Source organism: Pseudoalteromonas sp. Angola-7 (assembly GCF_028599255.1).
Taxonomy (GTDB): domain Bacteria; phylum Pseudomonadota; class Gammaproteobacteria; order Enterobacterales; family Alteromonadaceae; genus Pseudoalteromonas; species Pseudoalteromonas atlantica.
The window spans coordinates 115,474-129,085 of sequence record NZ_JAQREL010000013.1 but is presented as its reverse complement, the minus strand read 5'-3'; the positions used below and the strand labels follow the sequence as shown (position 1 = coordinate 129,085).

Here is a 13,612-nt window from a genome sequence, read left to right as displayed (position 1 = left end):
GATCAGATCTCCAATCCAGTTAAAAAGCCTACAGCGCGGAATAAAATGCCATCTAATCCCCAAAGGATAAGCGCCATAATCACTGTTGCAACCATTACGATTAATGTCGTGTGGGTAGTTTCTTGACGCGTTGGCCAAACAACTTTACGTACTTCAATGCGTGCTTCTTTAGCAAATGCTAAAAAGTCACTGCCTTTAGCGGTTTGCGAGGCAATACCTAAACCTGCTGCTATAGCAACCACAACGCCAATTGCACGTAGTAATACAGACTGATCTGCAAACATGTGATTACCAACAACTGCGCCTGCAAGTAGCGCGATTGCTACTAACCACTTTACCGACTCCATCGCACTTGATGGTGTTTCTACATTCGTGCTCATAATATTATTACCTTAACTACAGACACAACAACCCTACACAACGGCAGGGTTAATCCATTAAAATCTAAACTTAAAAACAGACTTATTTAAACCGATTTTTAACCCCAGACTTACTCAACTTATGAGTAAAAATGGCAGGGGCGGAGAGATTCGAACTCCCAACCGTCGGTTTTGGAGACCGCTGTTCTACCAATTGGAACTACGCCCCTGCAAAGTGGATGCCTATTATACTTACGCAAATCATTAACACAAGCCTAAAAGATACCCACATTGCAAAATCTCGATAAACTATTAAGTCCTTAATAATAAAAAGGCTTAATTAGCCCCTTTTACTAGCGGCACGCCATTATTACCAACTGGAATATAAACCGTTGTATGGTTTGGCGACTCAGCCATTTTTGCCTGCGCGTTTATAGCTTCATGTTGTAAATAATTTGCAGTAAGCGTTGCGTTAATTATTTTTTGAGCTTGGGCAATACCTTTTGCTTCTTCCACTCTTATTTCAGCATCTTTGCGTGCTATTTCTTTTTGTGTTTCTTTCTCTGCTAGTAACTGCTGCGCGGCAAGCTTTTTCTCTACAGCATTTGCGACAATGGCTGGGTAATTAATATCTCCCACTACTACATTTGCTAATTTAAAGGGCGTTGATGATAAATAAGTTTGTAAACGCAAACTAACTTCTTGCGCTATTTGTTCGCGGTTTGTTTTCAGCTCACCACTGTCGTACTTTTGCACAATGTCACGCACATAGGTTCTAAACGTTTCACGCACAAAGCGTTTATACCAGTTCTCAGCGCCATACTCTTCTACAACTGTTTTTACCGAGCCACTTTGAATCCCTATTACTGCATGAAAATCAAATTTTATATTTAAATCATCATTAGCAAGAATTCTGAATGTTTCAGTATACGTATTAGGTCGCATATCAATATTTACCACTTCATTACGAAGTAAAGAAACACCATAGTTAGCAGGTCCTTTCATGGTGCCTTGGTAGCCCCCTTCGCCAAATATTCTTGGTTTTTCGTACACATACCCTTCTTCACCTGCAGGCGTGCTTGGGTTAGTACATGCAGTTAAGCCAAACCCTACAACACCGGCCAAAATGGCACCTTTAACAAGGTTATTGACCAGGTTTTGCATCCCTGAATTTCTTGGTTTCATTATATGTCCTTGGTTATTTTTCTAATACTTTATATACATCACTTAGTAAGCTTGATGCGCCAAACCTAAATGTAGTGGCCTGTAAGTAGTCATCACCCATAATTGAGCGTGTCAGTGCTAAATACTCCTTTGCATCAATAACAGTTTTAACTCCGCCTGCGGCTTTAAAACCAACAACCTTACCCGATTGTTTAATAGCGCTGAGCATCACGTTTGTTGCGTCAAGCGTTGCATTTATTGCCACTTTACCTGTGCTGGTTTTTACAAAATCAGCCCCGCCTTGAATAGCCAAGTTTGTAGCTTTAGTGATTAGCTCTGCAGTTTTAAGTTCGCCACTTTCTATAATTACTTTTAATTGCGCTCTTGTACCACAGGCTTTTTTACTTTGAGTTACATACTCCAGCACTTTGCTGTGCTCGCCAGCAATAAGCGCTTTATACGGGATCACTAAATCTATTTCATCCGCGCCGCGCTCAATTGCTATCAGTGTTTCGTTTATCACATCGCTCAGTGGCGCATCACCACTAGGAAAATTTGTAACCGTTGCTACTTTTACATGGTTAAGCTCACGCGCAGCCAATGCTATTTTTGCATCATCTACAAAATCACTGTAAACGCATACTGCAGCAGGTGTGCCCAATTTAGGGTTAATACTATTTACAAGCTGCTGAATATCACTGGCCGTGTCTGAGGTGTTTAGGCTTGTTAAATCCATAAGCGATACAGCTAAGTGTGCATCGTTGTGTTGTTCAGTCATACGTAATCCCTTTAAGTAGGCGATAAATTAGGTTCAGCGCCATAGTAACAAATTAACGTAATCTCGCTATAGCTCATAACCAAACACTATAAGCACATTATTTTGCGTGTAATGCGCGTTAATCCCCTATAGATTAAGGCTTAAACCTAAAACAACCACCCATTATAACTTTTGGTTATATAAACTTGGTTTTAATTATTTTTTACTTACTAGTGCGCGCTATATTCTGCCCCCTGCTCAATAGCGTTTTATTTTAGATTTTACTTAGAGGTGTTAACCACGTGCAGTATTTACCTATCTTTACCAAACTCGACAACAAACCCGTGCTGGTTGTTGGCGGTGGAGAGGTCGCATTACGCAAATGTCGCGCGTTTTTAAAAGCCCGCGCAAATGTAACCTTAGTGGCACCTTGGTTTTGTGATGAACTAAAAGAACATGCACAAAACAATGAAGTAACGCTTATTGATGCCTATTTTGATGAGTCGCACCTTGATGGCAAAATGCTGGTTATAGCAGCCACAGACTTAGACGAAGTAAACAACAATGTATTTGAGCTAGCAAACGCACGCAATGTATTTGTAAATGTGGTTGATGACCAACCTAAATGTACGTTTATATTCCCATCAATTGTAGACCGTGATCCAATAACCATAGCTATTTCAAGTGCAGGCACCGCGCCAGTACTTGCTCGGCGACTACGTGAAAAGCTCGAAACGTTAATCCCACAACACATTGGCCCACTGGCTACTTTAGTTGGCAGTTTTAGAGACAAAGTAAAACAGCGCTTTAAGCACTTTGCTGATCGCCGCCAGTTTTGGGAAGGCGTGTTTGATTCATCAGTCGTAAGCAAAGTGCAAACAGGTAATACCGATGCAGCACAAGCACAACTAGAGCAAATGCTTGATGCCAAAGCCGAGCCAGAAGGCGAAGTGTATGTAGTGGGTGCAGGCCCAGGCGATCCTGAGCTTTTAACACTTAAAGCATTGCAGTTAATGCAGCAAGCCGATGTCGTTGTATACGACTATTTAGTGTCTGATGAAATTATGGAATTAGTACGCCGTGATGCCGATTTAGTTTGCGTAGGCAAGCGTATGGGCGATCACAGTGTAGCGCAAGAAGATACCAACCAAATGCTGGTTGATTTTGCCAAGCAAGGCAAAAAAGTATGCCGCATTAAAGGCGGCGACCCATTTATTTACGGCCGTGGTGGCGAAGAAGTACAAGTACTGGCTGCCAATAACGTTAATTATCAAATAGTACCGGGTATAACTGCCGCCGCTGGTTGTAGCGCGTATGCGGGTATTCCGCTTACTCACCGCGACCACGCACAAGCCATCCAGTTTGTAACAGGGCATTGTAAAAAAGATGGCCAAGAGCTCGATTGGCAATCGCTTGCTAAAGCGCATCAAACTTTAGCTATTTATATGGGCGTTATTAAATCGCCACATATACAGGCTCAGCTTTTAAAACATGGGCGTAGCGCTAATACGCCAGTTGCCATAATCGAAAACGGCACGCGTAAAAACCAGCGTGTTGTTACGGGGCAATTAGGTGAGCTTGCAGATTTAATAGAGCGCAACAGTGTGGTATCGCCAGCATTACTTATTATTGGCGAAGTAGCCGCCCTGCACTCGCAGCTTGCGTGGTTTGGCCAAAACGAGCAAACCAGTAGCTTTGCTCAGCCGCTAACCGGCGTATCAAATACATAATTATATTTTACTTAATCACTTTTAATCATTTTAGTAGGACGACTAACAATGGCTTTAACTCACCTTCAGCAACTTGAAGCTGAAAGTATCAAAATCATGCGCGAAGTCGCCGCTGAGTTTGAGAACCCAGTAATGCTTTACTCTATTGGTAAAGATTCATCGGTACTTTTGCACTTAGCGCGTAAAGCATTTTACCCTGCAAAAATTCCGTTTCCGTTATTACACGTAGACACCAACTGGAAGTTTCGTGAAATGATTGAGTTTCGCGATCGCCTTGCAAAAGAATACGGTTTTGACCTGCTGGTACACAAAAACCCAGAAGGTATGGCAATGGGTATTAGCCCGTTTGAGCATGGTTCAGGTAAACATACCGACATAATGAAAACCCAAGGCTTAAAGCAAGCGCTAGATAAATACGGCTTTGATGCTGCATTTGGTGGCGCACGCCGCGATGAAGAAAAGTCTCGCGCTAAAGAGCGTGTTTACTCGTTCCGCGATAAACACCACCGCTGGGACCCTAAAAACCAACGTCCGGAGCTTTGGAATACTTACAACAGCCAAGTTAACCCAGGTGAGAGCATTCGTGTATTCCCACTGTCTAACTGGACTGAGCTTGATATTTGGCAATACATTTACCAAGAAAACATTGAAATGGTTCCGCTTTATTTAGCGAAAGAGCGCCCAGTAGTAGAGCGCGACGGCACCTTAATTATGGTCGACGATGAGCGCATGCCACTTGCTGAGGGCGAAGTACCACAAATGAAGTCGGTACGTTTTCGTACTTTAGGCTGTTACCCACTTACCGGTGCAGTTGAATCTACAGCCAGTAACCTAACAGAAATTATTGAAGAAATGCTGCTATCTACGTCATCTGAACGTGAAGGCCGTGTAATAGATCACGACTCAGCAGGCTCAATGGAGAAGAAAAAACGTGAGGGGTATTTCTAATGTCTACCAATACTAACGACACCATTAACGAAGTAAAAGAGATTGGCATAGACGCCTACCTAGCACGCCAACAAGATAAAAGCTTATTGCGTATGCTTACCTGTGGCAGCGTAGATGACGGTAAATCAACACTGATTGGCCGCCTACTGCACGACAGCCACCAAATTTATGAAGATCAGCTAGCTGCTCTTCATAAAGATAACGAAAAAGTAGGTAACGCAGGCGAAGAGCTAGACTTAGCGCTACTGGTAGATGGCCTACAAGCTGAGCGCGAGCAAGGTATTACTATTGATGTAGCGTACCGTTATTTTTCAACGGCTAAGCGTAAATTTATTATTGCCGACACCCCAGGGCATGAGCAATACACACGCAACATGGTAACAGGCGCATCAACAAGCGATGTAGCCATTATTTTGGTTGATGCTCGCTACGGTGTGCAAGTACAAACTAAGCGTCATAGCTTTATTTGTGACTCGCTAGGTATTAAACAGTTTGTGGTAGCGATTAATAAAATGGATATCGTTGATTTTGACGAAACCGTTTATGAAAAAATCAAAGCCGACTACCTTAAATTTGCTGAGCAACTTAACGTATCAAACATTAAGTTTGTGCCTATGTCGGCGCTTAAAGGCGACAACGTAGTAACCCGCTCTGCTCATACGCCTTATTACACCGACAAGCCATTGCTTGAGCTTTTAGAAGACTCACCAGCGGCCGAAACCGATACCGGCTTTGAAGCACGCTTGCCTGTGCAATATGTAGTGCGCCCTAACTTAAACTTCCGTGGTTTTCAGGGCACATTGGCATCAGGTAAATTACAAGTTGGCGATGCAATAAAAGTATTACCGTCGGGTAAAACATCAAGTATTAAAGAAATTGTGACCTTTAATGGCAACCTAGATCACGCAGAGGCCGGCCAAGCAATTACCGTTACCCTCAATAGCGAAATTGATATTAGCCGCGGCGATGTCATTGTGCCGCAAAGCTCAAGTGCAACGGTTACTAACCTTATACAAGCTAAACTTGTGTGGATGCACGAAGAGCCGCTGGTACTAGGTAAAAGCTACAACATTAAACTAGGTAGCAAAAATACATCAGCCGTGGTTAAAAAGATTGACCACACTATTGATGTAAATACTTTAGAGCACGGCACAGCCGATTCACTTCAGCTAAACGAAATTGCCATTGTCACACTTGAACTAAGCGAAACAATATTAGCTGACGAGTATCACAACAACCACGAAACTGGCTCATTTATCCTTATCGACCGTTTATCTAACTTAACGGTTGCCGCAGGTATGATTGAGCAAGTACTAAAAAGCGAAAAACAAAACAGCGATTTCAGCGACTTTGAAATTGAGTTTAATAGCTTAGTACGCAAGCACTTCCCACATTGGCAAGCGCTTGATATTTCAAAACTGTAAGTATAAAAATGTCTGTTAGGAATATAAAAGCATGGTAGAGCAGCTCGTTTTAACAGGCATTATGCTTACCTTAGTTGGGTGCCTTTTTGGCACCCGCATTAATCCAGCATGGTTATTTGTAAGTGCTATTGGTACGGGTTATTTAACAGGCCTGATTGACCTTGAAAGCATGTTAGTAAACTACGCAAACCCGTCGCTCATTACCCTAGTATTATTAGTGCTGGTTTCAATCGCTATTGAAAAAACCACACTCATACAACAGCTTTCCCAATCGTTATCTAAAGGAAGCTTAGTAAAGTCGGTAACAAAGCTTGGTTTATCAACCGCGTTTTTATCGTCATTTACTAACAATACCGCGGTTGTGGCATCGCTTATCACCGCCATAAAAGACAACCCAAATCATTCACCCTCAAAGCTACTATTACCGCTGTCGTACACCGCTATATTAGGCGGCACCATTACACTTATTGGTACATCAACCAATTTAATAGTGAACGGCTTTGCCGTAGATGCAGGTATGGCGCCACTGGGCTTTTTTGATTTTACCTTAGTGGGCATTGGCGCATTAAGTGTGGGCCTCATTACTATTTTAGTGATGCTCAAATACCTGCCCGACAACGGCAAAAACACACAAGAGGTTATTCCCTTTTACTTAGAGGGAAAAGTGCAGGCAGACTCTAAACTTATTGGCCGCACCGTAGAAGAAAACGGCCTACGCGATTTAAAAGATTTATTCCTCGCCGAAATTATTCGTGGCAATGAGCGTATATACGCAGTAACACCTCAGCAAATTATTAGACAAAACGACGTACTACTGTTTGTTGGCGATATTAAATCGGTACCCTTATTAAGACGCTTTGACGGATTAAAAGTGGTGCACGACAACCACGAAAAAGACATAGAACACTTAGTTGAAGTGGTTGTAAGCCAATCATCAAAGTTTATTGGCAAAACCGTAAAAGAGGCGCGTTTTAGAGAGCAGTTTCATGCCGCTGTTATTGCCATTCGCCGAGGGCACGACCGCTTACAAGGCGGCCTTGGGCAAGTGCAATTGCAAGCCGGCGACTCCTTAATACTCGCTCCCGGTAAAAACTTTTACTCTTTACCTAATTTAAACCGCGAATTTGTGTATATATCGGGGTTTGACTTACAAACACACCTAAAACCTAAACAATCTAATATTGTATTGGCAGGCTTTGCCGCCGTGTTAGGGTTAAGCATTGTAGGTATAGTTCCTTTAGTAAAAGGCCTGCTGGTGTTACTCATTGGCTTATTGCTTAGCGGTACAGTTAAACTGAGCGAAGTAAAACGTCGCTTTCCCATTGAGCTACTCGCCGTTGTAGGCAGTGCCATAGGGCTTGCTAAATTAATGATAGAAACCGGGCTTGCCGGGCAAATATCAGATGCCCTATTTATGGTACTAGGTGATTTTGGCCCTTATGGCGCGTTTATCGCCATATTTTTAATGACCGTATTATTCACCGAGCTTATTACTAATAATGCCGCAGCAGCGCTTTCATTCCCTGTGGCTTACTCGCTAGCAGTGGGTTTTAATGTAGACCCACTACCCTTTATTATGGCGGTAGCGTTTGGTGCATCTGCCAGTTTTATATCGCCGTTTGGGTATCAAACAAACCTTATGGTTTACAGCGCGGGTAACTACCGCTTAAAAGATTACATAACAATGGGCTTGCCCCTTTCTATTATTTATTCAATCACGGTATTAACCTTGATCCCGCTCGTATTTCCTTTTTAATACGGGCGCTTACAGTACAAGAGACACACCACTATGGATGAAAATATTGTTTGGCATAACTACGCAACCACAAAAGCACAGCGTAGTGAGCAAAAAAAGCATAAACCGGCCATTTTATGGTTTACCGGTTTTTCTGGCTCTGGCAAAAGCACCGTAGCAAATGCATTAGAAGCGGCGCTTAATCAGCAAGGTGCGCACACTTACCTGCTTGATGGCGACAACGTACGCCACGGCTTATGTAAAGACCTTGGCTTTAGCGACGAAGACCGCATCGAAAACATACGCCGCGTTGGCGAAACCGCTAAACTAATGACCGATGCCGGCCTATTAGTGCTTACCGCGTTTATCTCGCCATTTAGAGCAGAGCGCGACATGGTGCGCAACCTAGTAGATGACGGCGAGTTTATTGAAGTATTTATCGATACCCCGCTTGATGTATGCGAAAGCCGCGACCCTAAAGGCTTATACAAAAAAGCCCGCGCAGGTGAGATTAAACACTTTACCGGTATCGACTCAAGCTACGAAGTACCCAACAACCCAGAAATAATTTTAGATACCAGTAAAAACACCCTAGACCAATCGGTTACACAACTGATAACGTATCTAAAACAAAAGCATATTATAGGTTAACCCCAATGAACCAAACCGAGCTACTAGAAGAAACCCTCATCCTTGCCCGCAAAGCAGGCCAAGCCATAATGGGGATTTACGAAAAGGACTTTAACGTTGAATACAAAGCCGATGAAAGCCCAGTAACCGACGCCGACTTAGCAGCTCATAAAGTCATTGTGACAGGGCTAAAACAGCTCACGCCCGACACACCTATACTTAGCGAAGAAAGCGCTGATATAAGCTGGGACATTCGTCAAACATGGAAAAGCTACTGGTTAGTAGACCCAATCGACGGCACTAAAGAGTTTATTAAAAAGAACGGCGAATTTACCGTAAATATAGCCCTAATCGAAAACGGCAAACCCGTGCTTGCTGTCGTTGATGCGCCCGCACTTGGCGTATCGTACTTAGCCAGTAACGACATTGGCGCGTTTAAAGACAAAGGCGATGAGCGCATTGAGCTTAAAGTAACCACCAAACCTAATAAAGGGTTAATCCGCGTGGTTGGCAGCCGCTCACACCCATCACCTGATTTAGCCGAGTTTGTAAAACGCTTTGACGACGTTGAAATGGTCTCAAAAGGCAGCTCACTAAAATTATGCTTAGTGGCTGAGGGCAGTGCTGATATTTACCCGCGCTTAGGCCCAACCTGTGAGTGGGATACGGGAGCTGGCCATGCTATTGCTGAAATAGCCGGCGCTAAAGTAACCAAGCTCGATGGCAGCCCGCTTATTTATAACACCAAAGATGAGTATTTGAATCCGTATTTTGTAGTGAGTGCGGTGGAAGAGTAAGAGCTAAGAGCTTCGAGCTGTTAGCCACGAGCAGCTCAATGTAAACCAAAACACCGTAGGTTGGGTTGAGTCGAACGAAACCCAACAAGCACTACTTTTTCATAGTGATAAAGTGCTCAAAAGATCTTTCAGGTAAGACCTTATAGAATATTTTGGATTCCTTTCCAGTACTTCGTTAATTCTTTTGAAAGCTCATTATTGGAAGGCAATTTATCTACGACCATCTTAAGATCATCTTCTGAGTTGATGCATTTCTTCTGTAAAAGTGTCTTAAAAGCTTCCCCTCTATACAATAGCGCTGCATTGTCAGCTTCTGAATTACCAAGTAAGGCTAATGCCAATAACTTCCCTACATCCTTAGAACCTTCCAAATGGAAAATACTTTCAAATCTTTCAAATGAAACAAGCCACCTCTCATCCGATAAAATTTTATCTGCTAATACATCAATTGAGTTTGAGTCTGCTTGAAGAAATTCATTAATAACATCTTGGTCTCTTAGCTCTGTTAGAGGAAGGTTTTCAAGCACTATACGATCTAAGTAGTTAACTGTTTTAAGTTTATTCTGTAGTTTTTGAGTTTTTAAGATACTGCTTTTAGATTGGTGCTTACCTATATCTAATATTTCCCTTAACAACTCATTAGCATGATACACAAAAGTATCTTCTGATAGTTGCTCAATATTTTTCATTATGTATTCCAAACTCCCAACTTGTGAACCATACTCAAAAGGCGATAAATCTTGAGCTTTTCTGTATTCAGTAACCAAATAATTAAATGTACTTGGACTAGTCTCCCTTAAGACTATTAATAAAAGTAAAGTATTAAAATCAACCTCACCAAGCAACTTGCCTTCAACCCAACAGCTATCTACTCTCCTCATTATTCGTTTTAACATGCGTATAGAGTGAATTAAGTTATTTGCTAAATTTGGAGCTTTAGAAGTCACAGCATTAAAATATGTTGCTTCTCTTCTTAATAAGCTTTGTATATCATTAAACTGCAAATGTTCAGTAAGCTTCATCTGATTGCTATAAAGCTTTTCAATATTAAGCCTCCACCACTTAATAATAAGTTTGGAACAGTCAAATGTTAGTATTGTCTCTAAATGATCAGCTACTTTACTTAATACATCTATGTGCTCTAACTTATTGTTTCCCATTGCTATAATAAAATTAATTTGACTTAACCTTTTTTTCTTTAACCTATCCAACAGTGCAGCGATATCATTTAGCCGCTTTTCACTTTCTTCATCAGTACCACGGTCAACGTCTTGGAGGGTGATCAGTAATTTATGATTGGTTATTTCAAGAACGTCATTAAGCTTTTGAAAACTTCCCTCAATATCAATTGGGCCAGCAAGTAATGTTGAAGCGAATTGAAATACGCTCCCCCCTGATTTAAGCGCTTCGGTATAATGTTTAGGTAAGGCACGAAAGGCGCACATATCAATGTACTGGCTTATATCATCAATAATATGACCAAGTAACACATGAGCAACGCTACCACTTGCTACACCCCATGTTGATATATCGCTGTGTATCCATATCCCATCTGTTTTATCCGCAACCCTTAAGTCATTAGCAATAGCGTTCACAATGCTGCTTTTACCACACCCAAACGAGCCACAAAGTGCTATATGTTGAGCTAATGGTTTTTTTTGATATTCATCGCCCCCATTGATCAAACGGTTATAAATTCGGTCAGCATAAACTTGTAAGTCGGGCTCTAAATCACTTTTATGATCAATAGGTCGATCATCAGCAAACCACTTTTGAAATTCTTTTAAACTATTCAGCTCTGGATTTACTTGAATGGTTACATCTTCTTTTTCAGTAATGATGCTTGGCTGTTTACTTTGCCTATACTCATCAAATAACAAGTAAGCCGCCAATATAAAATAACTAGCAGCTAGGTACATAAAGACATTAAAGGCAGGTGTTGTATCAGCTAGGTTGACTGCAAAAATGATAAAGGTTGCACTAAGAGCAACCAATACAGCAGTAAATATTGGCTTTTTGGTATAAAGCTTTATTTGATAAATCACGGTTATTAGCATGGCAATAAACGTAAGTGCTAGGTATTTTAAGCTCATAAAACTTCGTGCGTATAACGTAGCTTCATCAAGTTTTGATACTGTAGTTATTACGTACAAAGCAGTCAGAAGTAATGACACTAATACAGCAATTGTCACCGGCGGATATCGCCAGTTAAACCCAATACTGCGTTTGGGGTGCGATATATAAAACTTATCAAGCAGCAGCTTTATGCCAATTCCCGCTAAAAGTGCGCTGCTGTAATGCAAAACCGGATTCGCATTTAAAATAGCGCCCAAGCTTGAATATGCCTTTTGAACAAAACCGACCTTACTTAAAAATACGGTAATTGTTGCAGCGGTAATTGCGCACAATAAAAGGGAAAGCCAGCGTGTGGCTGTAATAGGGAGAGTTTTAACTTGTGACAACTTAATATCCTTATCAATACGTTACCTTGCCAGTGTATATCAATTGAATATTATTGGATAAGCAAGTTTAAGAAATAAAGTCGCCTCTTGGCTTTACCGCTCGAATGACGCTATGGCGTGTTGGGTTTCGCTTCGCTCTACCCAACCTACAACTGTGCTGGTTCGGGTATTTGTTTATTTTTACAGCGCTGTTTCGTATTCATGACACTTTTGGTGCAACGGCGTCTAATTAATTAGTCTACAAAACCCCTCAAAACATGAAAGTTTTAGCTAAAAACTATATTCTTGCGCGCGATTATTATTTAAATAATGGATGAGCACACACATGACACCATCACAAGATGCAACGCTTTCAAATGCATCACAAACAGGTGAACACACACCTACTTCTAAATGGAACCTGCACGATACGCAGTGGACGTTAAGCCTTTTTGGTACCGCCGTTGGCGCGGGTATTTTATTTTTACCTATTAACATTGGTATAGGTGGTTTTTGGCCGCTTATTATTATGGCGTGTTTAGCCTTTCCAATGACCTTTTTAGCACACCGTGGCTTAGCCCGCTTTGTGTTGTCGTCTAAAAATAAAGATTCAGATTTTACTGATGTTGTTGAAGAGCACTTTGGTGTAACAGCGGGCAGGTTAATCTCTTTATTATACTTTTTATCTATATTCCCCATTTTGCTTATTTACGGCGTAGGCTTAACTAATACCGTTGACAGCTTTATGGTTAACCAAATGGGCCTTGAGTCACCTTCTCGCGTGTTACTTTCGGGTGTATTGGTTGCCGGTATGATTAGCCTAATGATGGGCGGCGAGCGCTTAATGCTGCGCGCCTTTGCTATTTTGGTGTATCCGCTTGTAGGTATTTTATTTTGCTTATCGCTCTATTTAATCCCTAGCTGGCAAATGCCTGATATGAGCTTTCCTGAGGCGGGCAGCTTTACTAAAACACTGTGGTTATCTATTCCTATTATTGTGTTTTCGTTTAGCCATGCGGCGGCTATTTCAAGCTTTGTGAACGTGCAGCGTGGGCATTATGGCAATCAGGCCACTAATAAGGCTGAGGCTATTTTAAAGCGCACTAGCTTACTACTTATTGTATTTGTACTGCTGTTTGTGTTTTCGTGCGTGCTTTCGCTTACTAGCGAGCAAATGGCTGCTGCTAAAGCGGCTAACGTATCGATTTTATCTTACCTTGCTAATATCACCAGTAACTCGTATATAGCGACTCTTGGGCCGCTGGTTGCCTTTATTGCGATTACGTCATCGTTTTTAGGGCACTTTTTAGGTGCACGCGAAAGCTTTACCGGTTTGGTGACTAAGCAAACAAGCTTAAGTGCAAAAGTAGCCGACAAAATTGGCGTACTCATTATGTTTTTTGCTATTTGGTTTTGCGCGGTTAAAAACCCAAGCATTTTAGACATGATGGATCAGCTATCAGGCCCTATCATTGCGATGATTTTATTTATTATGCCAATGATTGCCGTATACAAAGTGCCTGCGCTGAGTAAATACCGCAACCGCTTAAGCACATTGTTTGTACTTGCTGTGGGCTCACTGGCCGTATGCGCGCTTATTTACAGCATGCTTAATTAAGCGAATTGC

General features: G+C 41.8%; 11 protein-coding genes and 1 tRNA gene. 7 read left to right on the top strand and 5 right to left on the bottom strand.

The features are described 5' to 3' along the window. Positions 1-2 precede the first annotated feature (2 nt). The 4 genes from secE to deoC all read right to left on the bottom strand — a co-directional run bounded on the left by secE (position 3) and on the right by deoC (position 2,301). Positions 3-380, bottom strand: a complete 378-nt coding sequence (secE, locus tag PSH50_RS16265) for a preprotein translocase subunit SecE (RefSeq protein WP_248531390.1) — start codon at positions 378-380, stop codon at positions 3-5. 132 nt (positions 381-512) lie between these two features. Next, positions 513-589: transfer RNA gene (locus PSH50_RS16260), tRNA-Trp, on the bottom strand. 106 nt (positions 590-695) lie between these two features. Next, complete coding sequence (locus PSH50_RS16255; RefSeq protein WP_029774147.1) at positions 696-1,544, bottom strand: SPFH domain-containing protein; 849 nt, start codon at positions 1,542-1,544, stop codon at positions 696-698. A 13-nt stretch (positions 1,545-1,557) separates the two neighbouring features. Then, positions 1,558-2,301: a deoxyribose-phosphate aldolase gene (gene deoC / locus PSH50_RS16250; protein WP_248531392.1), complete on the bottom strand. Its 744-nt coding sequence runs from the start codon at positions 2,299-2,301 to the stop codon at positions 1,558-1,560. A 281-nt stretch (positions 2,302-2,582) separates the two neighbouring features. On the opposite strand from deoC, the gene cysG reads away from it, so the two are divergent. Genes cysG through cysQ form a run of 6 tightly spaced genes read left to right on the top strand, consistent with a single transcriptional unit; the run spans position 2,583 to position 9,544 of the window. Then, on the top strand, positions 2,583-4,010 hold the full coding sequence (cysG, locus tag PSH50_RS16245) for a siroheme synthase CysG (protein ID WP_024032043.1): 1,428 nt from the start codon (positions 2,583-2,585) through the stop codon (positions 4,008-4,010). Between the two features lie 48 nt (positions 4,011-4,058). Continuing rightward, a complete protein-coding gene (gene cysD / locus PSH50_RS16240) occupies positions 4,059-4,958 on the top strand; it encodes a sulfate adenylyltransferase subunit CysD (protein ID WP_004588199.1) in 900 nt (299 codons plus the stop codon). After that, positions 4,958-6,382: a sulfate adenylyltransferase subunit CysN gene (cysN, locus tag PSH50_RS16235; RefSeq protein WP_024032042.1), complete on the top strand. Its 1,425-nt coding sequence runs from the start codon at positions 4,958-4,960 to the stop codon at positions 6,380-6,382. Before cysD ends, cysN begins: the two co-directional genes overlap by 1 nt. Before the next feature lie 31 nt (positions 6,383-6,413). Next, the gene (locus PSH50_RS16230) at positions 6,414-8,138 is read left to right on the top strand and encodes an SLC13 family permease (RefSeq protein WP_264390827.1); all 1,725 of its coding nucleotides are present in this window, start codon (positions 6,414-6,416) and stop codon (positions 8,136-8,138) included. Between the two features lie 33 nt (positions 8,139-8,171). After that, positions 8,172-8,768 carry an adenylyl-sulfate kinase gene (gene cysC / locus PSH50_RS16225; protein WP_055255187.1) on the top strand — a complete coding sequence of 199 codons (597 nt, stop codon included), beginning with the start codon at positions 8,172-8,174 and terminating at the stop codon, positions 8,766-8,768. A 5-nt stretch (positions 8,769-8,773) separates the two neighbouring features. Beyond that, a complete protein-coding gene (cysQ, locus tag PSH50_RS16220) occupies positions 8,774-9,544 on the top strand; it encodes a 3'(2'),5'-bisphosphate nucleotidase CysQ (protein WP_024032039.1) in 771 nt (256 codons plus the stop codon). Positions 9,545-9,684: 140 nt separating this feature from the next. On the opposite strand, the gene PSH50_RS16215 is transcribed toward cysQ, so the two are convergent. Then, the gene (locus PSH50_RS16215) at positions 9,685-12,006 is read right to left on the bottom strand and encodes a hypothetical protein (RefSeq protein ID WP_273587779.1); all 2,322 of its coding nucleotides are present in this window, start codon (positions 12,004-12,006) and stop codon (positions 9,685-9,687) included. A 325-nt stretch (positions 12,007-12,331) separates the two neighbouring features. On the opposite strand from PSH50_RS16215, the gene PSH50_RS16210 reads away from it, so the two are divergent. Further along, complete coding sequence (locus PSH50_RS16210; RefSeq protein WP_273609839.1) at positions 12,332-13,603, top strand: aromatic amino acid transport family protein; 1,272 nt, start codon at positions 12,332-12,334, stop codon at positions 13,601-13,603. Positions 13,604-13,612 lie beyond the last annotated feature (9 nt).